Source organism: Streptomyces atratus (genome assembly GCF_900119365.1).
In the GTDB taxonomy this organism is placed as follows: domain Bacteria; phylum Actinomycetota; class Actinomycetes; order Streptomycetales; family Streptomycetaceae; genus Streptomyces; species Streptomyces atratus_B.
This window is the reverse complement of the sequence record NZ_FPJO01000001.1, coordinates 420,459-445,180: the sequence shown is the minus strand read 5'-3', so window position 1 is coordinate 445,180 and position 24,722 is coordinate 420,459. Positions and strand designations below refer to the sequence as shown.

General features: G+C 71.8%; 21 protein-coding genes. 5 read left to right on the top strand and 16 right to left on the bottom strand.

What is annotated here, in order from left to right; genetic code table 11:
- Positions 1 to 246: 246 nt before the first annotated feature.
- A complete protein-coding gene (glnA, locus tag BT364_RS02075; RefSeq protein WP_072483314.1) occupies positions 247 to 1,656 on the bottom strand; it encodes a type I glutamate--ammonia ligase in 1,410 nt (469 codons plus the stop codon).
- 255 nt (positions 1,657 to 1,911) lie between these two features.
- Between glnA and BT364_RS02070 the strand changes: the two genes are divergently transcribed.
- Positions 1,912 to 2,379, top strand: coding sequence for an RDD family protein (locus BT364_RS02070; RefSeq protein WP_072483313.1), 468 nt, complete (start codon positions 1,912 to 1,914; stop codon positions 2,377 to 2,379).
- 102 nt (positions 2,380 to 2,481) lie between these two features.
- Here the strand turns inward: BT364_RS02070 and BT364_RS02065 are convergent, their stop codons facing one another.
- The 4 genes from BT364_RS02065 to lipB form a co-directional block, all read right to left on the bottom strand.
- On the bottom strand, positions 2,482 to 3,189 hold the full coding sequence (locus BT364_RS02065; protein ID WP_072483312.1) for a DUF4191 domain-containing protein: 708 nt from the start codon (positions 3,187 to 3,189) through the stop codon (positions 2,482 to 2,484).
- Between the two features lie 19 nt (positions 3,190 to 3,208).
- On the bottom strand, positions 3,209 to 3,409 hold the full coding sequence (locus BT364_RS02060) for an SCO2195 family GlnR-regulated protein (RefSeq protein WP_072483311.1): 201 nt from the start codon (positions 3,407 to 3,409) through the stop codon (positions 3,209 to 3,211).
- 340 nt (positions 3,410 to 3,749) lie between these two features.
- Complete coding sequence (gene lipA / locus BT364_RS02055) at positions 3,750 to 4,715, bottom strand: lipoyl synthase (protein WP_072483310.1); 966 nt, start codon at positions 4,713 to 4,715, stop codon at positions 3,750 to 3,752.
- 132 nt (positions 4,716 to 4,847) lie between these two features.
- Positions 4,848 to 5,660 carry a lipoyl(octanoyl) transferase LipB gene (gene lipB, locus BT364_RS02050; RefSeq protein WP_072483309.1) on the bottom strand — a complete coding sequence of 271 codons (813 nt, stop codon included), beginning with the start codon at positions 5,658 to 5,660 and terminating at the stop codon, positions 4,848 to 4,850.
- A gap of 263 nt (positions 5,661 to 5,923) precedes the next feature.
- On the opposite strand from lipB, the gene BT364_RS02045 reads away from it, so the two are divergent.
- Positions 5,924 to 7,651 carry an NsdA family TPR-like regulatory protein gene (locus BT364_RS02045; RefSeq protein WP_072483308.1) on the top strand — a complete coding sequence of 576 codons (1,728 nt, stop codon included), beginning with the start codon at positions 5,924 to 5,926 and terminating at the stop codon, positions 7,649 to 7,651.
- 36 nt (positions 7,652 to 7,687) lie between these two features.
- Here BT364_RS02045 and BT364_RS02040 read toward each other — a convergent pair whose 3' ends face one another.
- Positions 7,688 to 8,995, bottom strand: a complete 1,308-nt coding sequence (locus BT364_RS02040) for an NAD(P)/FAD-dependent oxidoreductase (protein ID WP_072483307.1) — start codon at positions 8,993 to 8,995, stop codon at positions 7,688 to 7,690.
- 203 nt (positions 8,996 to 9,198) lie between these two features.
- Positions 9,199 to 10,098 (bottom strand): TIGR01777 family oxidoreductase, encoded by a 900-nt coding sequence (locus BT364_RS02035; protein ID WP_072483306.1) that lies wholly within the window; start codon positions 10,096 to 10,098, stop codon positions 9,199 to 9,201.
- A 116-nt stretch (positions 10,099 to 10,214) separates the two neighbouring features.
- Here BT364_RS02035 and BT364_RS02030 point away from each other — a divergent pair, with 116 nt between their 5' ends.
- Complete coding sequence (locus tag BT364_RS02030) at positions 10,215 to 10,742, top strand: GNAT family N-acetyltransferase (protein WP_072483679.1); 528 nt, start codon at positions 10,215 to 10,217, stop codon at positions 10,740 to 10,742.
- A gap of 8 nt (positions 10,743 to 10,750) precedes the next feature.
- Here BT364_RS02030 and BT364_RS02025 read toward each other — a convergent pair whose 3' ends face one another.
- Positions 10,751 to 11,386 carry a TetR/AcrR family transcriptional regulator gene (locus BT364_RS02025; RefSeq protein ID WP_072483305.1) on the bottom strand — a complete coding sequence of 212 codons (636 nt, stop codon included), beginning with the start codon at positions 11,384 to 11,386 and terminating at the stop codon, positions 10,751 to 10,753.
- 157 nt (positions 11,387 to 11,543) lie between these two features.
- On the opposite strand from BT364_RS02025, the gene BT364_RS02020 reads away from it, so the two are divergent.
- Positions 11,544 to 12,314 (top strand): SDR family NAD(P)-dependent oxidoreductase, encoded by a 771-nt coding sequence (locus BT364_RS02020; RefSeq protein WP_072483304.1) that lies wholly within the window; start codon positions 11,544 to 11,546, stop codon positions 12,312 to 12,314.
- 22 nt (positions 12,315 to 12,336) lie between these two features.
- Here the strand turns inward: BT364_RS02020 and BT364_RS02015 are convergent, their stop codons facing one another.
- The 7 genes from BT364_RS02015 to BT364_RS01985 all read right to left on the bottom strand — a co-directional run bounded on the left by BT364_RS02015 (position 12,337) and on the right by BT364_RS01985 (position 22,797).
- The gene (locus BT364_RS02015) at positions 12,337 to 12,858 is read right to left on the bottom strand and encodes a DUF4240 domain-containing protein (RefSeq protein ID WP_072483303.1); all 522 of its coding nucleotides are present in this window, start codon (positions 12,856 to 12,858) and stop codon (positions 12,337 to 12,339) included.
- Between the two features lie 61 nt (positions 12,859 to 12,919).
- On the bottom strand, positions 12,920 to 13,891 hold the full coding sequence (locus BT364_RS02010; protein WP_072483302.1) for a helix-turn-helix transcriptional regulator: 972 nt from the start codon (positions 13,889 to 13,891) through the stop codon (positions 12,920 to 12,922).
- A gap of 61 nt (positions 13,892 to 13,952) precedes the next feature.
- A complete protein-coding gene (gene aceE / locus BT364_RS02005; RefSeq protein WP_072483301.1) occupies positions 13,953 to 16,622 on the bottom strand; it encodes a pyruvate dehydrogenase (acetyl-transferring), homodimeric type in 2,670 nt (889 codons plus the stop codon).
- 256 nt (positions 16,623 to 16,878) lie between these two features.
- Positions 16,879 to 17,502, bottom strand: coding sequence for a GntR family transcriptional regulator (locus tag BT364_RS02000; protein WP_072483300.1), 624 nt, complete (start codon positions 17,500 to 17,502; stop codon positions 16,879 to 16,881).
- Between the two features lie 146 nt (positions 17,503 to 17,648).
- Entirely contained in the window at positions 17,649 to 19,469 is a 1,821-nt protein-coding gene (gene sucB, locus BT364_RS01995; protein WP_072483299.1) for a 2-oxoglutarate dehydrogenase, E2 component, dihydrolipoamide succinyltransferase, read from the bottom strand.
- A gap of 62 nt (positions 19,470 to 19,531) precedes the next feature.
- A complete protein-coding gene (gene lpdA, locus BT364_RS01990; protein WP_072483298.1) occupies positions 19,532 to 20,920 on the bottom strand; it encodes a dihydrolipoyl dehydrogenase in 1,389 nt (462 codons plus the stop codon).
- A 329-nt stretch (positions 20,921 to 21,249) separates the two neighbouring features.
- A complete protein-coding gene (locus BT364_RS01985; RefSeq protein WP_072483297.1) occupies positions 21,250 to 22,797 on the bottom strand; it encodes a leucyl aminopeptidase in 1,548 nt (515 codons plus the stop codon).
- Positions 22,798 to 23,056: 259 nt separating this feature from the next.
- Here BT364_RS01985 and BT364_RS01980 point away from each other — a divergent pair, with 259 nt between their 5' ends.
- Entirely contained in the window at positions 23,057 to 23,887 is an 831-nt protein-coding gene (locus BT364_RS01980; protein WP_072483296.1) for an endo alpha-1,4 polygalactosaminidase, read from the top strand.
- 16 nt (positions 23,888 to 23,903) lie between these two features.
- On the opposite strand, the gene BT364_RS01975 is transcribed toward BT364_RS01980, so the two are convergent.
- A complete protein-coding gene (locus tag BT364_RS01975) occupies positions 23,904 to 24,683 on the bottom strand; it encodes an adenosylcobinamide-GDP ribazoletransferase (protein WP_072483295.1) in 780 nt (259 codons plus the stop codon).
- Positions 24,684 to 24,722 lie beyond the last annotated feature (39 nt).

Sequence of the window (24,722 nt, the reverse complement as noted above, 5' to 3'; positions counted from 1 at the left end):
GGTCAGACGCCGACCGGTCAGACGCCGACCGGTCAGACGCCGACGGGTACGTCCACGACGCCGACGACGACGGGCAATGCGCCGACAACGGCTAGCACCATGCCGGCGAACCTGTAGCCCGGCGAGCAACCAGTGACATGGCGAGAGCCGCTGCCCCGAGGTATGGGGCAGCGGCCCTCGCTGCTGTTTGTGAGATCAAGTTGATCCCATTCCGAGCCCTGGGGCTGGCTCGGCCAACCCCGCCTCCTAGAGGTCGAAGTACAGCTCGAACTCGTGCGGGTGCGGGCGCAGCTGGATCGGGGCGATCTCGTTGGTGCGCTTGTAGTCGATCCAGGTCTCGATCAGGTCGGACGTGAAGACGCCGCCGGCCTGGAGGTACTCGTTGTCCGCCTCCAGCGCGTCCAGGACGGCCGGGAGGGAGGTCGGGACCTGCTGGACGTTGGCGTGCTCCTCGGGAGCCAGCTCGTAGAGGTCCTTGTCGATCGGCTCGGCGGGCTCGATCTTGTTCTTGATGCCGTCGAGGCCCGCCATCAGCAGCGCGGAGAAGGCCAGGTACGGGTTGGACGACGGGTCCGGGGCGCGGAACTCGACGCGCTTGGCCTTCGGGTTGGAGCCCGTGATCGGGATGCGCATCGCGGCCGAGCGGTTGCGCTGCGAGTACACCATGTTGACCGGGGCCTCGAAGCCGGGGACCAGTCGGTGGTAGGAGTTCACCGTCGGGTTGGTGAACGCCAGCAGCGACGGGGCGTGCTTGAGGATGCCGCCGATGTAGTAGCGGGCCATGTCCGAGAGGCCCGCGTAACCCTGCTCGTCGTAGAACAGCGGGTCACCGCCGGCCCACAGGGACTGGTGCACGTGCATGCCCGAGCCGTTGTCGCCGAAGATCGGCTTCGGCATGAAGGTCGCGGTCTTGCCGTTGCGCCAGGCGACGTTCTTCACGATGTACTTGAAGAGCATCAGGTCGTCGGCCGCGGCGAGCAGCGTGTTGAACTTGTAGTTGATCTCGGCCTGGCCGGCGGTGCCGACCTCGTGGTGCTGGCGCTCGATCTGGAGGCCGCTGTTCTCCAGCTCCAGGGACATCTCGGCACGCAGATCGGCGAAGTGGTCGACCGGCGGGACCGGGAAGTAGCCGCCCTTGTAGCGGACCTTGTAGCCGCGGTTGTTCTCGACCGCACCGGTGTTCCAGGCGCCGGCCTCGGAGTCGATGTGGTAGAAGCTCTCGTTCGCCGACGTCTGGAAGCGGACGTTGTCGAAGACGTAGAACTCGGCCTCGGGACCGAAGTACGCGGTGTCGGCGATACCGGTGGAGGCGAGGTACGCCTCGGCCTTCTTGGCCACGTTCCGCGGGTCACGGCTGTACTGCTCGCCGGTGATCGGGTCGTGGATGAAGAAGTTGATGTTGATGGTCTTGTCGCGGCGGAAGGGGTCGACACGGGCGGTCGACAGGTCTGCACGCAGCGCCATGTCGGACTCGTGGATGGCCTGGAAGCCGCGGATCGACGAGCCGTCGAAGGCAAGCTCGTCGGCCGGGTCGAAGGTCGCCGCCGGGACGGTGACGTGCTGCATCACACCGGGCAGGTCACAGAACCGGACATCGATGAACTTGACGTCATTGTCGGCGATGAACTTCTTCGCGTCGTCGGCGTTCTGGAACATCCAACTCCTCCTACTCCCGGCCCGGGAGGGACGGGGTTGTAGCTCGTGGTGCGGCCAGTGCGGTGGCACACGCTGGACCCGACCATAGGCAGACCGGATTTCTCAAGCATGACCCATTTGTTTCGCTGAAGTTAACCGAGCCGAGTGTGACCGGCACCTCGTGACCGGTTACGGACCCGCGTTCCGGCCGCTCCGGGGGACCGTAGCGGGCCCCCGCCCGGCATCCTGCCGGGGAGGGCGCAGTACCGTGTTCGGGTGGACAACAGGCAAGCAATCGGATCGTGGCTCTCCGGGCCGCGCGCGGCCGCCGAGGAGATGGGGGCCGACTTCGGCCACCGGGGCAAGCGGCTCGGCCTGCCCGAACACGGGCCGGGTTCCGTGGCGCCGCTCGGCCGGCGGTTCGGCGCGGTCTTCATCGACTGGGCCCTGTGCCTGCTGATCGCATACGGGCTGTTCGCCCGCGGTGACCAGCAGGCGGCCGGAAACTGGGCACTGGGCATCTTCCTGGTGCTGAGCGTGCTCACCGTCGGGACCATCGGCTGTACGCCGGGCAAGCGCGTCCTGGGCCTCAGGGTTGTCTCCGAGAACGGTGGCCGGCTGGCGTTCGGGCGGGTGATCGTCCGGAGCGTGCTGCTGTGCCTGGTGATCCCGGCCCTGGTCTGGGACCGCGACGGCCGCGGCCTGCACGACCGGCTCGCCCGCGCCGTCCAGGTCCGTATCTAGGACCGGGCCCGCACCCGAGGCGAAGAAGCCGAAGAGGCAGACGAAGAGGCGGGGCGCGAACCGATCCGGTTCGCGCCCCGCCTCTTCGTACGTCCGACGACGTCAGCGCATCTTTCCGCCGCGCGGCATCCGCATGCCCTTCGGCATGGGGCCCTTCGGCAGCGGCATGTTGCTCATCAGGTCACCCATCGCGCGCAGCCGGTCGTTGGCGGCCGTCACCTGCGGGCCGGTGAGGACGCGCGGCAGCTTCAGCATCTTGGTGCGCAGCTTCTTGAGCGGCACCTGGCCCTCGTCGTTGCCGACGATGAAGTCGTGCACCGGTACGTCGACCAGGACGCGGGCCATCTTCTTCTTCTCGGCCGCGAGCAGCAGCTTCACGCGGTTCGCGTTGCCCTCGCCGACCAGCACGATGCCCGCCTTGCCGACGGAGCGGTGGATGACGTCCTGGCTGCGGTTCATCGCGACCGCGGGCGTCGTGGTCCAGCCGCGGCCCACACGGTCCAGCACCGCCGCCGCGGCGCCCGGCTGCCCCTCCATCTGCCCGAAGGCGGCACGCTCGGCACGCCGCCCGAAGACGATCGCCATCGCGAGGAGGGCCAGCACGAAGCCCAGGATGCCCAGGTAGACCGGGTGGCCGATCAGGAAGCCGACTCCGAGGAGGACACCGAAGGTGACAATTCCCACGCCCGCGACGACAAGACCGACCTTCGGGTCGGACCGCCTGGCCATCTTGTAAGTCAGGGCGATCTGCTTGAGCCGCCCCGCGTTCTCGGCGCTGTCCGCGCCTTCAGTTTTTGCCTTCCTCGCCATGCACAGAAGTTTACGTGGCCTAGGAATGGTGGTCGGCCGCGGCCTCCAGTACGTGCTCGGCCTCGACCCTGTCCTTGGCCCGGCGCCGGTCCTCCAGGACGGCGGTCCAGGCGTTGCGGCGGGCGGTGCGCTGGCCGCTGCCCAGGACCAGCGACTCGACGGCACGGAGAGCATCGGTGACGGAAGGGATGGCGGTGGCGCGTACCGGCACGGCCTGCATCGTGGAAATCTCCTCGGAGCGGATGTGCGGACTGAGTTGCGTGGACTCAGCTGCCCGGGCCGAACTGCCCGGGACTGCGTTGCGCGGAGTGGGTGGCGTGCGCTGGGGTGCGGGAAGCGGGGCGGCAGCGGCCCGGACGGCTGCTGCCGGCCACCGCGCCGTGTGCACCCAGCGTCACTGCTCGGTGTTACCAGCGCATGACCGGTCGGTCAAACACCAATGAAACCTTGATACGGGCGCGGCGCACGCCGAAGCGGCCCATACGCGCCCCCGACCTGCGGGGAGCGTACGGGCCGCGTCGAAACAGTTATTACCGAGCGGTAGCTTCTTGTGCTCGGATTCACACGGTGGGCGCCGCGGCGACGGCGCCGCGGCGCTCGATCGCCTGCTGGAAAAGACGGCCCGCGCGGTACGAGGAACGCACCAGCGGCCCGGACATCACGCCGGAGTAGCCGATCTCGTCGGCCTCCTCCTTCAGCTCCACGAACTCCTGCGGCTTCACCCAGCGCTCGACCGGGTGGTGGCGCACGGACGGCCGCAGGTACTGCGTGATCGTGATGAGCTCGCAACCCGCGTCGTACAGGTCCTGGAGCGCCTCGCTGACCTCCTCGCGGGTCTCGCCCATGCCGAGGATCAGGTTGGACTTGGTCACCAGGCCGGCCTCGCGGGCCCGCGTGATGACCTCCAGGGAGCGCTCGTAACGGAAGCCGGGGCGGATCCGCTTGAAGATCCGCGGCACCGTCTCGACGTTGTGCGCGAGCACCTCGGGGCGCGAGGAGAAGACCTCGGCGAGCTGCTCGGGCTCCGCGTTGAAGTCGGGGATCAGCAGCTCGACCTTGGTGCGGCCGGCCTCCCGCTCCGCGGTCAGCGCGTGGATCTGGCGCACGGTCTCCGCGTACAGCCAGGCACCGCCGTCCTCCAGGTCGTCGCGCGCGACGCCGGTGATGGTGGCGTAGTTCAGGTCCATCGTGACGACGGACTCGCCGACGCGGCGGGGCTCGTCCCGGTCCAGCGCCTGCGGCTTGCCCGTGTCGATCTGGCAGAAGTCACAGCGCCGGGTGCACTGGTCACCACCGATGAGGAACGTGGCCTCGCGGTCCTCCCAGCACTCGAAGATGTTGGGGCAGCCGGCCTCCTGGCACACCGTGTGCAGACCCTCGCTCTTCACGAGTTTCTGCAGCTGGTTGTACTCGGGGCCCATCTTCGCCCGGGTTTTGATCCACTCGGGCTTGCGCTCGATGGGGGTCTGGCTGTTCCGGACCTCAAGGCGCAGCATCTTGCGCCCGTCGGGTGCGACAGCGGACACTCCGGCACTCCCCTTTGCTTTCACTGCATTGGATTCTTCGGCGAACACCAGGGTACGCCCGTGGTTCAAACGGCTTTACGTCTGGCCAACCTGTGGCCGACAGGGCCTATTCCCGGAGGGGTGCTCCGAGCGTCACGCCGTGGCCACGGCATCGTCCGTGCGCCCGATGGTGCGCGGGGCGAGCTCGGCGTTCTCCAGGACGTCCCTGAGGTGCTTCTCGACGACCGGGAGCACGTCCGCGATGGTGATGTCGCGGCCGAGCTCGTACGCCAGTGAGGTGACGCCCGCGTCCCGGATGCCGCACGGCACGATCCGGTCGAACCAGGTGTTGTCCGGGTTCACGTTGAAGGAGAAGCCGTGCATGGTCACGCCCTTCGCCACCCGGATGCCGATCGCCGCCAGTTTGCGGTCCTCGCGGCGCTGGCCGGCGTTGGACGGGGCGTACTCGGGGCCGTTCAGCCGGGCGTCGAACTCCTCGTCGTGCAGCCGCGGGTCGAAGTCCAGGGAGAGTCCGCCGATCGCCGGGCGTTCCTCGACCGGGTCGCCGAGCACCCAGACGCCGCTGCGGCCCTCGACCCGGGTGGTCTCCACGCCGAACTCGGCGGCGGTACGGATCAGCGCCTCCTCCAGCCGGCGCACGTGCGCGACGACGTCCACCGGGCGGGGCAGCTTCTGGATCGGGTAGCCGACCAGCTGCCCGGGGCCGTGCCAGGTGATCTTGCCACCGCGGTCCACGTCGATGACGGGGGTGCCGTCCAGTGGGCGTTCGCTGTCGGTCGTGCGCCGCCCGGCCGTGTAGACGGGCGGGTGTTCCAACAGCAGACAGGTGTCCGGGACGGAGTCCTCGAATCTGGCCGCGTGCACCTCGCGCTGCTTCTGCCAGGCCTCCTGGTAGTCGACGGCTTCCTCGCCGAATCCCAGCCGGACGAACCGAAGCTCAGCCACGACAGATGCCTTCCTACTCGCGGTGCCGGGAGCCGGGGGCGCCCGGAGCCGCGTCACCATGCACTGAATCACGCCCCGGGCCACTGTACGGCCGACTCCCGGGCGGTGGCCCGGCAGGTCTTCCCGTCAGCGCCAATCTCAATCCTCACACGATCGGATGAAAGTGAAGCGAAGGTGGCTGTGACCGCTGCGGAGGCAGCTAAATTCGCGCCGTTCCATAAGGGCTGCCCGACCGGCCCCGAAGGCAGGAGACCGTACAGCTGATGTCGGAACGACCTCCGCAGCGCACCCCCAACCGCCGACTCGCCTCGCTCATCACGGAGGCCGGCTTCTCCAACGCCGGCCTCGCCCGCAGGGTGGACCAACTCGGCCTCGAACACGGCCTCGACCTGCGGTACGACAAGACGTCCGTGACCCGCTGGCTGCGCGGTCAGCAGCCCCGCGGGACCACCCCCGCGCTGATCGCCGAGGTCTTCACCCGGCGGCTCGGGCGCCGCCTCTCCGCGCAGGACCTGGGCCTCGACGCGTGCGCCCCGGTCTACGCGGGCCTGGAGTTCGCGGCCACGCCCGCGGAGGCGGTCGACATCGTCAGCGGGTTATGGCGGAAGGACTCGGGCAGCCATGCGGAGCTGCGCAAGATCGCCTTCACCCCGGCCGGGCTCGTCGTCCCCAGCCGGGACTGGCTGATCGGACGGGCCGACGAGTGGGTGGGCCGGGGCGGCGAGCCCTCGCCCCAGGTGCACGGCGGGGCCGGCGGGGCCGGCGGGATCAACAGGTCCGTCGGGGCCGGTGGGACCACGGGAGTCGCCGAAGCCGGTTCCGTGCGGCCCGGCGGCCCCGTCCCCGGCGGGGCGCGCGGAGTACCCGGGGTGCACGGTTCGTACGGAGCGCACGGCCCGTACGGGGCGTACGGCGGTACGGCGGCGCCCGGTGCCGGCGGCCGGGCCCGTGGGCCCGTGCCCTCCCGGCCCTCCGGACCGTCCGCGCCCCCCGGCTCGCCCGCACTCCCGCCACCGCCGGCCCCCTCGGGCGCGCTGCCGGGCGCCCCCGGCGTCCCCCGGCAGCGGCAGTCCGACCGCGGCCCCGGCCAGCGGGTCAGCGGCGGGGACGTCGCGGCCCTGCGCTCGGTCGGCGAGCTCTTCCGCACCCTCGACAACGCCTACGGCGGCGGCCACGCCCGCCAGGCCCTCGTCCGGTACCTGGAGCACGAGACGGAACCCATGCTCCGCGGGACGTACGGGGAGGCCACCGGGCGCCGGCTCTTCTCCGCCGCCGCCGACCTGACCCGGCTGGCGGGCTGGACCTCGTACGACATCGCGGCCCACGGCCTGGCCCAGCGGTACTTCGTCCAGGCGCTGCGGCTCGCCCAGGCCGCCGGGGACCGCGCCTACGGCAGCTACGTCCTGATCACCATGAGCCGGCAGGCGGTCTACCTCGGCCACGGCAGGGAGGCCGTGCAACTGGCCCGGGTGGCCCAGCAGGGCATCGGCTCGTCGGCGCCGCCCGTCGTCCAGGCCCTGCTGCACGCCGTCGAGGCACGCGGTCACGGAGTGCTCGGCGAGGCCAGACACTGCACCATCTCGCTGGCGCGGGCCGAACGCGCACTGGAGATCGCCCGGCCCGGGGACGGGGTGCCGCACTGGGCGCGGTACTTCGACGAGGCCCAGCTCGCCGACGAGTTCGGGCACTGCCACCGGGACCTCCAGCAGTACCGCGCCGCGGCGCAGCACGCGGAGCGCTCCCTCCAGCTGCGCTCCCCGGCGTACGCCCGCAGCCGGTTGTTCTGCCGGGTGGTACTGGCCTCCGCCCGGCTCGGGCTCGGCGAGCTCGACCAGGCGTGCGCGCTCGGCGCCGAGGCCGCCCAGCAGGCCGCGGAGATGCGGTCGGTGCGGGCGACGGAGTACGTACGGGACTTCGAGCGGCGCCTGGAGCCGTACCGGGACGCCGCAGCGGTACGGGGCTACCGAGACCGGGTCGCCGCCCTGGGATGAGCCCGGGGCGTGTCGTCGGACTGCCCGGGACAGCCGCTACGCCGCCTCGGGCAGCGCCGTCCCGCTCCCGTTCCCCGGCCGTACCCCCAGGTCGGTGAGGATCGCCTCGGCCGCGCGGCGGCCCGAGAACAGGGCGCCCGGCACCGAGCTGGTGTCGCGGTGGTCGCCGCACACGTACAGACCGGCGAGCAGCCGCACCGGGCGGCGCGGATCGTGCGGGGCCGGCATCGCGGGGACCGCCTCGGGGTCGTGGTGGGCGGCCAGCAGCTCCCAGTCGTCGGTGGGGGTGGCGTACAGCGCGGCGAGATGGGCGCGGACGGTGCGGTCCAGCTCGGGCGGCGGAGTGCCGAGCACCGTCGAGCTGATCAGCGTACGGCCGCGCGGGGCGCGTGAGGGGTCGACGGCGCTCATCACCGCGGTGTGCGCGACCGGGCCCGAGCGGTCGGCGTCCAGCAGCAGCGCGGCGCCGGTCGGCGGGGGAGCGGGAGCGGTGTGGTGAAGGACCGTCACGGGGTGGAAGGACGGCACCCGCAGACCGGGCAGCAGCTCGGCGGCGGCGCCCGCACCGGTCGCCAACAGCAGGGAACGGCAGCCCAGTTCGCCGTGCTCCTCGGTGCGGACCGAGGTGATGTCGGCAGCTGTGACATGCACGCCCGTGCGTACGGTGCCCGGTGGCAGCGAGGCCGCGAGGAGCTCGGGCAGCGTGGCCGCGCCGCCCTCGGGCACGCACAGCCTGCCGCGCGCGTAGCCGCGCAGCGCGAGGTCGGCGTACCGGCTGGACGTGCTGAGGCCGGGGTCGCTGAGCAGCGCGGAGAGCAGCGGGCGCAGGAAGCCGTTGACCGTACGGGAGGGCAGGCCGCGGTGGGACAGGGCGGCGAGCGCCGTCTGTTCGGGCCGGGCCAGGATGCGGGCGGACGGGGTGGTGGCGAGCCGGGACAGGGCGGCGCCCAGCCGGGCCTGGTCGATCGGCCCGCCCATCGGCGGCCGGGGGGCGCTTGCGAGGGCGCGCGCCGCTTTGAATGCGCCCCGGGCGCCCCGTACATCGCCGGTCCGGTACTGCCGTCCCTCGCTGTGGACGAGGGCCCCCGGGGCGAAGCTGCGCAGCACCAGTCCTTCGAGACCGGGTGTCATGCGCAGCTCCGGGCAGGAGGTGTTGAGAAGCGGTCCGAGGTGGTCGAGCCGGAAGCCGTCCAGCTCCGCGGTGGTCATCCGGCCGCCGGCCCGGGGGCCGGCCTCCAGGACGCTGACGCTTACCCCTGCGCTGGTCAATCGGTGGGCGGCTGACAGGCCGGCGATCCCGGCCCCGATGATGACGACGTCCGCGTGGTGTGCCGTGCTGAGCACGTGCCCTCCCCGAGTCGGCGCAACTGCTGGGAGGCTATTGCCCCCAACAGGCCCCCGGAATGCCCGAGTTCGCAAGGAGGCTAGGAGGGCGGCCGGTGCAGGCGCAGTCGCGCGCACCCGGGGCACCGTTGCACGGGGTCGCATGTCCGTCCGATTTCACGGAGGTGTGCCTCTCCCGCCGGGTGCGCCGGCCGGTGCGGGGCTCAGCGCAGCGCCGCGCGGATCGCCGCGTCGATCCCCGGGAAGGCGAACACGAAGCCCGAGTCCAGCAACTGACCCGGCAGCACCCGCTGGCTGGCCAGCACATCCTCCGCGAAGTCCCCCAGGGCGATCCGCAGGGCCGGTGCCGGGGCCGTGAAGAGTGTGGGGCGGTGCAGCACCCGCCCCATCGCGGCCGTCACCTCGCTGTTGGTGACCGGGTCGGGCCCGGTCAGGTTCACCGGGCCCGACAGCGACTCCGTGTCCAGGATGTGGCGCAGCGCCGCGACTTCGTCGTGCAGCGCGATGAAGCTCCAGTACTGGCGCCCGTTGCCCAGCCGGCCGCCGAGCCCCGCCCGGAACAACGGGAAGAGCCGGCCCCAGGCCCCGCCCTCGCGGCCGACGACCAGACCGGTGCGCGCGTGCACCGTCCGTACGCCCGCCTCCTCGGCGGCGGCCGTGGCGGCCTCCCACTCCACGCAGACGGACGGCAGGAAGCCCTCGCCGGCCGGGGCGCTCTCGTCGACGGCGCGGTCCCCGGTGTCGCCGTAGTAGCCGATCGCCGACCCGGACAGCAGTACCTTCGGCGGTACGTCCAGCGAGGCGACGGCCTCGGCGATCGCCGAGGTCCCGAGTACCCGGCTGTCCCGGATCTCCCGCTTGTACGCGGCCGTCCAGCGGTGGTCGCCGACCCCGGCCCCGGCCAGGTGGACGACGGCGTCGCAGCCGACCAGGCCCGCCACGTCGACGTAACCCCGCTTCGGATCCCACTCCACCTCGTCGCCGGCCCGCGCGGGGTGCCGTACGAGGCGCACCACCTCGTGCCCGTCGGCGCGCAGCGAACGCACCAGCGCCGCTCCGATGAGTCCGGATGCTCCGGTGACAGCGATACGGGAGTGCAGCATGGGTCCATCCTGCCCCAGCGGCCCCGCAGGGCCCGGCAGGCCCTCGGGTCATCGGCGCGTGCCGGGCGGCGAAACCGGGCTGACCCGGCCGGGGGTGCCGTGGCACAGTGGCGCGCATGCCCGAGATATCCACGCCACCGGCCTGCCGCGTCCGCCCCGCCGCCCTCTCCGACGAAGCCTCGCTCGGCGAACTCGACCGCGCCACCTGGTCGACGTTGCACGCCGTGGCGCCCAGGCCGCAGCCGCCGTACGCGCCGTTCTTCGACGACCGCCACCGGCCCGGGGACTTCCTGGTGGCCGAGGCGCCGGACGCGGCGGGCGAGCCGCGCCCGGCCGGATACCTCAGGCTGGTCCCGCCGACCCCGCTGGCCTGCAACACCCATGTCCGGCAGATACAGGGCCTGGCCGTGGCCGACTGGGCGCGCGGCCGCGGTGTCGCCAGGGCCCTGCTGCGGGCCGCCTGCACGGCGGCGCGCGACGAGGGGGTGAACCGGATGACCCTGCGGGTGCTCGGCCACAACGCACCCGCGCGCGCCCTGTACGAGTCGGAGGGGTTCGTCGTCGAGGGGGTGCTGCCCGGTGAGTTCTTCCTGGACGGGCGTTACGTCGACGACGTACTGATGGGCCGCTCGCTCGCCCCGTGACACGGCCTCTACGGCTTGAACAGGCGCATGCCGCCCATGAGTTCGTGCAGGCAGCGCACTGCCAGATCGGCGGGTGAGCCGGGCCCGGCCGTCGGGGCGTCCGTCTCCGCCCAGGCCTCCAGTGCGACCCGTACCGCGTCCGTGGCGGCGGCCGCGGCGAGGCGGACCTCCAGCGGGTCCGCCCCGTCGCCCGCCAGCCGGGTCAGCACCGGCAGCAGCCGCTCCTCCGAATCCTGATTGACCCGGTACCAGACGGCCCGCAGCGCCGGGTCGTCCGCCGCGGCCCGCAGCAGTCCGCGCGTCCAGCCGAGCTGCTCGGCACCCTCCGCGCCCGGCGCCCGGAGCGCCTCGGTGACCGCATGCTCCAGGATCCCGGCGAGCGAGTCCCCGGGCTCGGCCGCCTCCAGCAGCGCCCGCCACCGCTCGGCCCCGCCGGAGAGCAGCGGGCCCACCGCGTCCTGCTTGGAGCGGAAGTAGCGGTAGAAGGTGCGCAGCGCCACCCCCGACCGGCCGGCGATGTCCTCAGCCGTGGTGCCGTCGGGTCCCCGCTCGGCGAAGAGCGCGGCCGCGGCGCGTGCGATCTCCAGCTGGGTCGCGGCCTTGCGGCGCTCGGTGAGGGACGGCTGAGTCGGCTCGGTGCTCATTCCCAGGAGATTACCCGGACAGGGGAGAGGTCTGCGCGAAATGCCGTCGTGGCAAAACGTGCCATCTAGGCGTACGGTGGACATTGATCGGGACGTCATCGGGGCGCCGCCGAGACGCTTCGGGACAGCAGTCACCGGGATCGGGAGAGATACGGACATGAACCGCTACGAAGGCCGCCGCGCACTCATCACCGGGGCCGGCTCCGGCATCGGCCAGGCCACCGCCCACCGCTTCCTCGCCGAGGGCGGCCGCGTCGTCGCCGCCGACGTCAACGAGGCCGGGCTGAAGGCCACCCACGACACGGCCGTGGCGAACGGCACCGCCGAGCGCCTCACCACCCTCGTCCTGGACATCTCGGACGAGGCCGCGGTCCAGGCCGGTGTCGCCTCCGCAGTGGAGACCCTCGGCGGGCTCGACGTCCTGGTCAACGCGGCCGGGATCCTGCGCTCCGAGCACACCCACAAGACGTCGCTGGAGTTCTTCAACAAGATCATCGCGGTCAACCTCACGGGTACGTTCCTGATGATCCGCGAGGCGATACCGGCCCTGCTGGCGGGCAACGAGCCGGTCGTCGTGAACTTCTCCTCCACCTCGGCGAGCTTCGCGCACCCGTACATGTCGGCGTACGCGGCGAGCAAGGGCGGCATCCAGTCGATGACGCACGCGCTGGCGAGCGAGTACAGCAAGCAGGGGCTGCGGGTCGTCGCCGTCGCGCCCGGCTCCATCTCCTCCGACATGACCAGCGGCAACGGCCCGGGGCTGCCCGCCGACGCCGACATGTCGCTCTTCATGAAGCTGTCCCCGGCGCTCGGGGCGGGCTTCGCCAGCCCGGACACCGTCGCCGGCGTCGTCGCGATGCTCGGCTCCCGGGACGGGGCGTTCATCACCGGTACGGAGATCCGGATCGACGGCGGAACCCACTTCTGAGGCGACGGCGCGACAGCGCCCCTCAGCCCGGCCCGAACCGCTCCCAGAGCGAGGGGAAGCGCTCCGCCAGGGCCGCGTCGTCCTCGAAGCTCACGGGGGTCCCCTCGGGCTCGGCGGCCTGGGGTGGCAGGCCGAGGTCCGGGGCGACCACGCCGGTGAGCTGTTCGTACGCCTCGTCGGCGGCGTAGCCGAGATCCTCGCCGTCCCCGTCGATCTCCTCGTCGAAGTCGTCGAGGAGAGCGGCGAGGCCGTCCGGGTCGTGCAGGGCGCCCTCGAAGATCTCCCGGCCCTGGCCGATCAGCCAGCAGCGGAAGAAGTCGAAGGCGTCGTCGCTCGCGCCGCCGAGCAGCACGGCGGCGGCGCCCCACAGGTCCCAGCGGTAGGCGCGGTTGAAACGGGCCTCGAAGTGCCGGGCGAAGTCCAGCACCGCGTCGGGATCGAGCCGCACCAGCCGTTCGACGAGCAGGTCGGCCTGGTCCTCGGGGTCGCCCTCGGCGGCCACGCGGGTGCTGTCGATGATCTCCCAGAACTCCGTCTCGTCCATCACGGGACAAGCATCGGCCCTGGCCGGAGGCGACGCACGCGGACGCGGGGAAAAGAAGCCCTCAGCGATAGAGCTCGCCCAGGCGTTCGGCGGCAGCGGCGAAACGGGCCCGCAGAGCGGCCGGCTCCAGGACCTCCGACTCCGGCCCCAGGGACAGCAGTTGGCTGTAGGCGACCTCGGCGGACTCGACCGGCAGGGTGACCGTGAGCCACCCCTCGGCATCGGGCGGGCCGGCCGCTTCCAGTGCGTCGTGGACCGCCGAACGGTCCATGGTGTGCGGCAGTCGGCGTACGCCCTCGGGTGACACCCGCACCGTCACCTCGCTCCGCAGCAGCGACCGGGCGAACTGGGCGGCCCGCTCCTCCCAGAAGCCCGGCAGATCGAACCGCTCGTCGCGCCCGAACCGCTCGTCGGTCACCGTCACGGCCGAGAACCGGTCGATCCGGTACACCCGGAAGTCGCCCCCCACGCGGGCGCAGACGTACCAGACCCCGGCCTTCAGGACGAGCCCGTGCGGTGCCATCTCCCGCTCCACGTCGCCGTCCCCGCCGCCCCGGCGGTAGCGCGCACGGACGATCCGGTCGTCCCAGACGGCCTCGGCGACGGCCGGCAGCAGTTCGGGGGTGACCGGCTCCTGGTACCAGCCGGGAGCATCCAGATGGAAGCGCCGGCCGGCGCTCTCCGAGGCGTCCCGCAGCGAGGGCAGCAGGGCCGCCGACACCTTGAGCCGGGCGGCGGACGCGGCGGCCTCCAGGCCCATCTCGCGCAGCGCGGACGGCAGTCCGGAGAGGAAGAGCGCCTCCGCCTCGTCACGGGCCAGGCCGGTCAGGCGCGTGCGGTAGCCGCCGACCAGCCGGTAGCCCCCGGCCCGGCCCCGGTCCGCGTACACCGGAACGCCCGCCTCCGAGAGCGCCTGCGCGTCCCGGGTCACGGTCCGCTCGGACACCTCCAGCTCCCGGGCGAGCTCGGCGGCGGTCATGGCGGGACGGGACTGCAGGAGCAGCACCATTCTGATGAGACGGGCAGCGCGCATGCGGCCATTGTGGCCGCACGCCGCGCGAGGCGGCCGGGCGTGTGCCCGGCCGCCGTCACGGTCAGAGCCCGTACCGCTCCCGGGCCTCCTTGACCGCGGACGCGGTCACCTCGCCGCGGCGGGCCAGCTGGGCCAGGGCCGCGACCGCGACCGAGCGGGCGTCGACGCCGAAGTGGCGGCGGGCCGCGTCGCGGGTGTCGGAGAGGCCGAAGCCGTCCGTGCCGAGCGAGGACCAGTCCTGCTCCACCCACTGGCTGATCTGGTCCGGGACCTGACGCATCCAGTCGCTGACCGCGACGACCGGACCCGGTGCGCCTTCCAGCGCCTGGGTCACGTACGGCACCCGCTGCTCACCGCGGAGCAGCGCCTCGTCGCACTCCAGGGCCTCGCGGCGCAGCTCGCCCCAGGAGGTGGCGGACCAGACGTCGGCCGTGACCCCCCAGTCCGCGGCGAGCAGTTCCTGGGCCTCCAGGGCCCAGTGGATCGCCGTACCGGAGGCCAGCAGCTGGACCCGCGGGGCGTCGGCCGAGGCCCCGGTGCCCTCCTTGAAGCGGTACAGGCCCTTGACGATGCCCTCCTCGACGCCCTCCGGCATCGCGGGCTGCGGCTTCGGCTCGTTGTAGACCGTCAGGTAGTAGAAGACGTTCTCGGCCTCGGGGCCGTACATCCGGCGCAGACCGTCCTTGACGATCACCGCGATCTCGTACGCGAACGCCGGGTCGTAGTTGAGCGACGCCGGGTTCGTGGCGGCGATCAGCTGCGAGTGGCCGTCCGCGTGCTGGAGCCCCTCACCGGTCAGCGTCGTACGGCCCGCGGTGGCACCGACGATGAAGCCCTTGCCGAGCTGGTCGGCGAGCTGCCACATCTGGTCGCCGGTACGCTGCCAGCCGAACATCGAGTAGAAGATGTAGAAGGGGATCATCGTCTCGCCGTGCGTCGCGTACGACGTCGAGGCGGCGATGAAGTCGGCCATGGCCCCGGCCTCGGTGATCCCCTCGTTGAGGATCTGGCCGTCCTTGGCCTCCTTGTAGTACATCAGCTGGTCGCGGTCGACCGGCTCGTACGTCTGGCCCAGCGGGGAGTAGATGCCGGCCGACGGGAACAGCGACTCCATACCGAAGGTACGGGCCTCGTCCGGGACGATCGGAACCCAGCGCCTGCCGGTCTCCTTGTCCCGCATCAGGTCCTTGACCAGACGCACGAAGGCCATCGTGGTGGCCATCTCCTGCTTGCCGGAGCCCTTCTTCAGCGCGGCGAACGCGCGCTCCTCGGGCTGGGGCAGCGCCACCGCGTGCACCCGGCGGGCCGGGGCGGGACCGCCGAGGGCGACGCGGCGCTCCTGGAGGTAGCGGACCTCGGGGGAGTCGGCGCCCGGGTGGCCGTAGGGCACCAGGCCGTCGGTGAAGGCGCTGTCCGGGATCGGGAGTCCGAGCAGCTCGCGCATGTCCTTGAACTCGTCGACGGACAGCTTCTTCATCTGGTGGTTGGCGTTCTTGGACTCGAAGCCCTTGCCGAGGGTGAAGCCCTTCACCGTCTGGGCGAGGATCACGGTCGGCGCGCCCTTGTGCTCGACGGCGGCCTTGTACGCCGCGTACACCTTGCGGGCCTCGTGGCCGCCGCGCGAGGTGTAGAAGCACTCGGCGATCTTCGCGTCGGTGAGCAGCTTCGCCAGCTCGGCGAGCGCGGGCTCGGCGCCGAAGAAGTGCTCGCGGATGTACGCGACGTCGCGGGTGGCGTACGTCTGGAACTGCGCGTCCGGGACCTCCCGGAGCCGGCGGACCAGCGCACCGGTGGTGTCCAGCCGGAACAGCTCGTCCCAGGCGTTGCCCCAGAGCGTCTTGACGACGTTCCAGCCGGCGCCGCGGAAGGCGCCCTCCAGCTCCTGGACCACGCGGAAGTTGGCGCGGACCGGGCCGTCGAGGCGCTGCAGGTTGCAGTTGATGACGAAGGTCAGGTTGTCGAGCCGCTCACGGGCCGCGAGGGCGAGGGCGGCGGTCGACTCGGGCTCGTCCATCTCGCCGTCGCCGAGGAAGGCCCAGACGTGCGAGTTCGACGTGTCCTTGATGTTGCGGTTGGCGAGGTAGCGGTTGAAGCGCGCCTGGTAGATCGCCGAGAGCGGGCCGAGGCCCATCGACACGGTGGGGAACTCCCACAGCCAGGGCAGCCGCCGCGGGTGCGGGTAGGACGGCAGGCCGTTGCCGCCCGCCTCCTGGCGGAAGTTGTCGAGCTGCTGCTCGCTCAGCCGGCCGTCGAGGAAGGCGCGGGCGTAGATGCCGGGGGAGGCGTGGCCCTGGATGTAGAGCTGGTCGCCGGAGCCGTCCCCCTCCTTGCCGCGGAAGAAGTGGTTGAAGCCGGTCTCGTACAGCCAGGCTGCCGAGGCGAAGGTGGCGATGTGGCCGCCGACGCCGAAGCGGGAGCCGCGGGTGACCATCGCGGCCGCGTTCCAGCGGTTCCAGGCGGTGATCCTGGACTCCATCTCCAGATCGCCGTCGAAAGCGGGCTCGGCGGCGGTCGGGATGGAGTTGACGTAATCGGTCTCCAGCAGCTTGGGCAGCGCGAGACCGGCGCCCTCGGCGTGCTCGAGCGAGCGGCGCATCAGGTACGCGGCGCGGTGCGGGCCCGCGGCCTTGGTGACGGCATCCAGGGAGGCCGCCCATTCGGCGGTCTCCTCGGGGTCGCGGTCCGGGAGCTGGTCGAGCTCGCTCGGAAGCTTTCCTACGGGGTCGGTCATGATCGCCGCCTTCCGGAGTGGAGGGGGGTGGAGAAGGCCCTGACTGGCAGGACAGGGCGATGGGGCCGGTGGGCCCGCGGAGTGAACTGTAAGTCTCCGATCGATGATCGATCAAAGGGTGAAGGGCAAAACTTCTCGATATGAAGAAATTGGCATGCGGTGCCGCGAAACGGGGCACGGAGTGACGGGATTTAGTACGCAAAAGGGGCGCCCGCCTGCACGGGCGAGCGCCCCCTGCGACAGATGCGTACAGCCCTCAGGCGCGCGGCGCGCAGCCGAGCACGTGCGCCTTGGCCAGTACGCCGATGTCCGGGTCCTTGCGCAGGAACGCCTCGACGAGGGCCTCGTGCTCCTCCGCGTACGACTTCTGCACCGTGCCCAGCCACCGGATCGACAGGGCGGTGAACACCTCGATGCCCAGCCCCTCCCAGGTGTGCAGCAGCACGGCGTTCCCGGCGGCCCGCACCATCTCGCGGTGGAAGGCCACGGTGTGCCGCACCTGCGCCTCGCCGTCGGCCAGCCGGTCCGCCTCGTAGAGCGCCGTCACATGCGGCGTGAGGCGCGAGCAGTCCTCGCCGAGGGCCGGGGCCGCCAGCTCCGCCGCGATCTGCTCCAGGCCGGCCCGTACCGGGTAGCTCTCCTCCAGGTCGGCGGCGGTGAGATTGCGGACCCGCACGCCCTTGTTGGGCGCCGACTCGATCAGCCGGAGCGTCTCCAGCTCCCGCAGCGCCTCGCGCACGGGCGTCTGACTGACCTCCAGTTCGGTGGCGATCCGGCGCTCCACGATCCGCTCACCGGGCTTCCAGCGCCCGCTGACGATCCCGTCCACGATGTGCTCGCGGATCTGTTCGCGCAGCGAGTGGACGACGGGCGGGGTCATGAGGGGCTCCTTCGGGACAAACCGGTGCTTCCGCGTCATCACGGCGGCCGGGGTGACCGGCGGTGTCTAGACAATACGGCGGCGCCCCCGTCCGGAAGTGTTCCGGACGGGGGCGCCGCTGGTGAGGCTGGTTACAGCCGCGGTGCTCAGAGGCCGAGCTCGACCTCGAACTCACCGGCCTCCAGGATCGCCTTGACCGAGGTCAGGTAGCGGGCGGCGTCCGCGCCGTCCACCAGACGGTGGTCGTAGGAGAGCGAGAGGTACGTCATGTCGCGGACGCCGATGACGGTGCCCTCCTCGGTCTCGATGACCGCCGGACGCTTGACCGTGGCACCGATGCCCAGGATGGCTGCCTGGTTCGGCGGCACGATGACGGTGTCGAACAGCGCGCCGCGCGAGCCGGTGTTGCTGATGGTGAAGGTGGCACCGGACATGTCGTCCGGCGTCAGGCCGCCACCGCGGGCCTTGCCGGCCAGCTCGGCGGTCTTCTTCGAGATACCGGCGATGTTCAGGTCGCCCGCACCCTTGATGACCGGGGTCATCAGACCCTTCTCGGCGTCCACGGCGATGCCGATGTTCTCCGAGTCGAAGTACGTGATGGTGCCCTCGTCCTCGTTGATCCGGGCGTTGACGACCGGGTGGGCCTTCAGCGCCTGGGCCGCCGCCTTGACGTAGAACGGCATCGGGGACAGCTTGACGCCCTCGCGGGCGGCGAACGCGTCCTTCGCCTGGTTGCGCAGCTTCATCAGCTTGGTGACGTCGACCTCGACGACCGAGGTCAGCTGGGCCTGCGAGTGCAGGGCCTTCATCATGTTGTCGCCGATGACCTTGCGCATGCGGGTCATCTTGACCGTCTGACCGCGCAGCGGGGACGCCTCCAGCTTCGGCGCCTTCGAGGCGGCCGGAGCAGCGGCGGCGGCGGCCGGAGCCGGGGCAGCGGCGGCGGCCCTGGCGGCCTCCGCGGCGGCGACGACGTCCTGCTTGCGGATACGGCCACCGACACCGGTGCCCTTGACCGCGCCCAGGTCGACGCCGTTCTCGGCGGCGAGCTTGCGGACCAGCGGCGTGACGTACGCGCCGTCGTCACCGGAGGTCGCGGCCGGGCCGACCGGGGTGACCGGAGCCGGGGCGGCGACCGGAGCCGGAGCGGCAGGGGCCACCGGAGCCGGAGCGGCGACCGGGGCGGCGGGCGCCACCAGGGCCGGAGCCGGCGCGGGGGCGGCCGGAGCGACCGGGGCCGGGGCGGCGACCGGGGCGGCCGGGGCCGGGGCGGCCGGGGCCGGGGCGGCGGCGGGCGCCGGAGCGGCCGGGGCCGGGGCAGCGGCGGGAGCGGCACCGGCGGCACCGATGACGGCGAGCTTGGCGCCGACCTCGGCGGTCTCGTCCTCGGCGACGACGATCTCCAGCAGCACGCCGGAGACCGGGGCCGGGATCTCGGTGTCGACCTTGTCCGTGGAGACCTCCAGGAGGGGCTCGTCCTCCGTGACCTCCTCGCCGACCTCCTTCAGCCAGCGGGTGACGGTGCCCTCGGTGACGCTCTCGCCGAGCGCCGGAAGGGTGACGTCGGTAGCGGCGGCGCCACCGGCCGGTGCGGCGGCCGGAGCCTCGGCCGCGGGGGCCGGAGCGGCAGCGGGGGCCTCGGCGACCGGTGCCGGTGCCGGTGCCGGCACCGGGGCCGGGGCGGCCGCAGGCTCGGCGGCCGGAGCCGCGGCGGCCGCGGGGACACCCGTGCCGTCGTCGATGACGGCCAGCTCGGCGCCGACCTCGACGGTCTCGTCCTCGGCGACCTTGATGGCGGTCAGGATGCCGGCCACGGGGGCCGGGATCTCGGTGTCGACCTTGTCGGTCGAAACCTCGAGCAACGGCTCGTCGGCCTCGACGCGCTCGCCCTCGGCCTTCAGCCAGCGGGTGACAGTGCCCTCGGTGACGCTCTCGCCGAGCGCCGGAAGGGTTACGGAAACCGACATGGTTTCAGTTGCTCCTTACGAAAGTGCGGAAGTAGGTCGGTCGTCGCGCCCGGTCGACTGGATCAGTCGTGGGAGTGCAGCGGCTTGCCGGCGAGGGCCAGGTGGGCCTCACCCATCGCCTCGTTCTGCGTCGGGTGGGCGTGGATGAGCTGCGCGACCTCGGCGGGCAGCGCCTCCCAGTTGTAGATCAGCTGGGCTTCGCCGACCTGCTCGCCCATACGGTCACCGACCATGTGGACGCCGACCACGGCACCGTCCTTGACCTGGACGAGCTTGATCTCGCCCGCGGTCTTGAGGATCTTGCTCTTGCCGTTGCCCGCGAGGTTGTACTTCAGAGCGACGACCTTGTCCGCGCCGTAGAGCTCCTTGGCCTTGGCCTCGGTGATGCCCACGGAGGCGACCTCGGGGTGGCAGTACGTCACCCGCGGGACACCGTCGTAGTCGATCGGAACGGTCTTCAGACCGGCCAGCCGCTCCGCCACCAGGATGCCCTCGGCGAAGCCGACGTGCGCGAGCTGGAGCGTCGGGGCCAGGTCACCCACGGCCGAGATGGTCTCCACGTTGGTCTGCATGTACTCGTCGACGAGGACGTAACCGCGGTCCATCGCGACACCGGCCTCCTCGTACCCCAGGCCCTGCGAGACCGGACCGCGGCCGATGGCGACCAGCAGCACCTCGGCCTCGAAGGTCTTGCCGTCGGCGAGGGTCACGCGGACGCCGTCCTGCGTGTACTCGGCGCCCTGGAAGAACGTACCGAGGTTGAACTTGATGCCGCGCTTGCGGAAGGCGCGCTCAAGAAGCTTCGAGCTGTTCTCGTCCTCGACCGGGACGAGGTGCTTCAGGCCCTCGATGATCGTCACGTCGGTACCGAAGGACGTCCACGCCGAGGCGAACTCGACGCCGATGACGCCGCCGCCCAGCACGATCGCGGACTTCGGGACGCGGTCCAGCTTCAGCGCGTGGTCCGACGAGATGATGCGGTTGCCGTCGATCTCCAGGCCCGGCAGCGACTTCGGCACGGAGCCGGTCGCGAGCAGCACGTGGCGGCCCTGGACGCGCTGGCCGTTCACATCCACCGAGGTGGGGGAGGAGAGCCGTCCCTCACCCTCGATGTAGGTGACCTTGCGCGAGGCGATGAGACCCTGCAGACCCTTGTACAGGCCCGAGATCACGTCGTCCTTGTACTTGTGGACGGCGTCGATGTCGATGCCCTCGAAGGTGGCCTTGACACCGAACTGGGCCGACTCGCGCGCCTGGTCGGCGATCTCGCCGGCGTGCAGCAGGGCCTTCGTGGGGATGCAGCCGTTGTGCAGGCAGGTGCCGCCGACCTTGCCCTTCTCGATCAGAGCGACGTCCAGGCCCAGCTGCGCTCCGCGCAGGGCCGCGGCGTAACCGCCGCTACCACCGCCGAGGATCACTAGGTCGAAAACGGTGCTGGCGTCGTTCGCCACGTCACGTCCTCCATGCATGTGCGCCGTACGCCGGGCCCCGTCGCTGGGGGATGACCGGCCGGTCGGCTGGTGTTCGGCCGCTTTGTTGTTCGGCCCTGTGGTGGGGGCCCTGTCCTGCCGAGAACCCATCTTCGCACTTGTCGACGGTGAGCGGGACGCGGGGCCCGGGTCTGAGACGGATGATCATCCGTCTCAGGGGGTTACCGCCGCGTAGACCCCTACTGATTTCGTCGAGAGCGAAACCGGCCGGATCCGTGCGGCGAAGCCATCGGCGTAACACGTACGGCCCCGGGCCTGTGCCCGGGGCCGTAAGTCACGGTCGGCAGACCTCAGCCGAGGTCCCCGGCGGCGGTGCGCTCGGCCAGCTTGACCAGCGTGCGGACCGCGGAGCCCGTGCCGCCCTTCGGCGTGTAGCCGTACGGCGCGCCCTCGTGGAAGGCCGGGCCGGCGATGTCCAGGTGCGCCCAGGCGATGCCCTCGCCCACGAACTCCTGCAGGAACAGACCGGCCACCAGGCCGCCGCCCATCCGCTCGCCCATGTTGGCGATGTCGGCGGTCGGGGAGTCCATGCCCTTGCGCAGGTCGGCGGGGAGCGGCATCGGCCAGGAGGCCTCGCCGACCTCCTCGGCGATCTCGTGGATGGAGGTACGGAAGGCGTCGTCGTTCGCCATGATGCCGAAGGTGCGGTTGCCCAGCGCCAGCACCATCGCGCCGGTCAGGGTCGCCACGTCGATGATCGCGTCCGGGGTCTCCTCGGAGGCGCGGGTCAGCGCGTCGGCGAGGACGAGCCGGCCCTCGGCGTCCGTGTTGAGGACCTCGACGGTCTTGCCGCTGTACATGCGCAGCACGTCACCGGGGCGGGTGGCGTTGCCCGACGGCATGTTCTCGGCGAGCGCCAGCCAGCCGGTGACGTTGACCTGGAGGCCGAGACGGGCGGCCGCGACGACGGTCGCGAACACGGCGGCGGCGCCGCTCATGTCGCACTTCATCGTCTCGTTGTGGCCGGCCGGCTTCAGCGAGATGCCGCCCGAGTCGTAGGTGATGCCCTTGCCGACCAGGGCCAGGGTCTTCTCCGCCTTCGGGTGCGTGTAGGCGAGCTTCACCAGGCGCGGGCCGTGGGTCGAACCCTGGCCGACGCCGAGCAGACCGCCGTAGCCGCCCTTGACGAGCGCCTTCTCGTCCAGGACCTGCACCTTGATGCCGTGCTCCTTGCCCGCGGCGGTGGCCACGGCGGCGAAGGACTCGGGGTACAGGTCGTTCGGCGGGGTGTTGATCAGGTCGCGGGCGCGGTTGATCTCCTCGGCCACCGCGACGGCGCGCTCGGCGGCGGCCTTGAACGCCTTGTCGCGCGGCTTGGCGCCGAGCAGGGCGACCTCGCCGAGCGGGAGCTTCGCGCCGTTGCCGTTCTTCTTGCCCTTGGGGGCGAGCTTGTTCTCGCCGCCCTGGTAAGCGGTGAAGGCGTACGCGCCCAGGAGCGCGCCCTCGGCGATCGCCTCGGCGTCCTCGGCGGACGTGACGGGCAGCGCGAAGCCGGCCTTCTTCGAGCCGGTCAGGGCGCGGGCGGCCGAGCCCGCGGCGCGGCGCAGCGCCTCGGTGCCGTACGCCTCGTCCTTCTTCTCCGGGACGGAGCCGAGCCCGGCCGCGATGACGACCGGAACCTTGAGGCCGTCGGGCGCGGGGAGCTTGGTCACCTCGCCCTCGGCACCCGCGGCGCCCAGGGCCTCCAGGACGGTGGCGAGCTTTCCGCCGAACGCCTTGTCCACGGCCTCGGAGCCCGGTGCGAGGACCGGCCCCTTGGCGCCCTTGGCGACACCGACGACGAGTGCGTCGGCGCGCAGCGTCGCCGCACTGGCAGTGCTGAGAGTGAGAGCAGTCACGGTGGTGAAATCTCGCTTCCGTTGAGTTCGTTGTCGGTCGAGGGGTGGGCCGACCGTGCCCGGCGCATCGTAGACGCCGCCGCAATGTGCCGGGAATGAGCCTACGCGCGCCATTGCTGCGGGATCACGGCGGCGGGCCGTCGGTGGCCTGTTGTGGATCCACGGGACCGGTCCGGGGCGTCCGGGCCGAGGGTCGTGAGGCCGGAACCGGGCGTGGACATAGGGTCGTTGGCGGTGCCGGACCGACAAGGGGAGAACCATGCACGTCCGTGGGGCCGCAGGCGTGAAGCGAGCAGGCCGGCCGCTGACCGCCGCCGTACTGACCCTGCTGGTCCTGCTGACCGGCTGCACATCGGCGCCGGAACCCTCCGGGAAGGAGCGTTGGCGGCCCGGGCCGGGCATCGGCTGGCAGTGGCAGCTCTCCGGCCGGCTGGACCCGACGGTGGACGTCCCGGTGTACGACATCGACGGCTTCGACCACAAGGCCTCGGTGGTCGACGATCTGCACCGCCGGGGCCGCAAGGTGATCTGCTACCTCTCCACCGGCGCCTGGGAGGACTTCCGTCCGGACGCCGGGAAGTTCCCCGCCTCGGTACGGGGAAGGAGCAACGGCTGGGAGGGGGAGTACTGGCTCGACATCCGCCGCACGGACGTCCTGGAGCCGCTGATGGAGCGGCGGATCGAGATGTGCGCCGACAAGGGCTTCGACGCGGTCGAGCCCGACAACATGGACGGTTACCGCAACCGCACCGGCTTCCCGCTGACCGCCGCCGACCAGCTGCGCTACAACCGGCTCATCGCCCGGATCGCCCACCGCCACGGGCTCGCCGTCGGTCTGAAGAACGACCTCGGGCAGATCCCGGAGCTGGAGCCGGACTTCGACTTCGCGGTCAACGAGCAGTGCGCGCAGTACGAGGAGTGCGGGGAGCTCACCCCGTTCGTGAAGGCGGGCAAGGCCGTCTTCCACGTCGAGTACGAGCTGCCGGTCAGCCGGTTCTGCGCGGAGTCGCGGCGGCTGGGGCTCAGCTCGCTGCTGAAGAAGTACGAGCTCGGCGTGGAGCGCGAGGAGTGCCCGAAGGCCCGCACCTGAGCCGTACCGAAAGGCACTAACCGATCGTCAGGGCCACCAGGGCCGTCGTGGCCGCCGTCTCCGCCAGCGCGCCGAAGACATCGCCGGTCACCCCGTCGAAGCGCCGCACGCAGTGCCGCAGCAGGAGCTGGGCGGCACCGAGCGCGGCCAGTGCGGCCAGCGCGTGGCGCAGCGCCCCGTACCCGCCGAGGAGCGCCCCGGCACCCGCGCACCCCGCGACCACCACCACCCCGACCGCCACCGCGCCCCGGACCGTGACCGTGCCCGCCACCGCCGCACCCAGCCCCTGAGGACGGGCCGGCGGCACGCCCCGGCGGGAAGCGAGGGTGAGCGCGAGCCGGGCGGTGACCGCGGCGACGGCCGCCGCGACCGCGCCGTACGCCCAGCCCCGCCCGTACAGCTGATGGAGCGCCGCGACCTGGGCCAGCAGCACGAACAGCAGAGTGATCACACCGAACGGCCCGATGTCCGACTGCTTCATGATCCGCAGCGCGTCGTCGGCGGGCTTGCCGCTGCCCAGGCCGTCGGCGGTGTCCGCGAGACCGTCCAGATGCAGGCCCCGGGTCAGCACCGCGGGAACGGCCGCCGAGGCGACCGCGGCGAGCAGCGGTCCCGAGCCGAGCAGCAGCAACAGGACGCCGGGCACCGCGGCGAGCAGCCCCACGACGAGGCCGGCGAGCGGGGCGCACAGCATCCCGGCGCGGGCGGCCGTACGGTCCCAGCGGGTGACGCGGACGGGGAGCACGGTCAGGGTGCCGAAGGCGAAACGGATGCCGTGGCTGTTCAGGGAGGTCACGGCGCGCAGGCTAATCGGTGGGCCCGGCCGATAGATTGC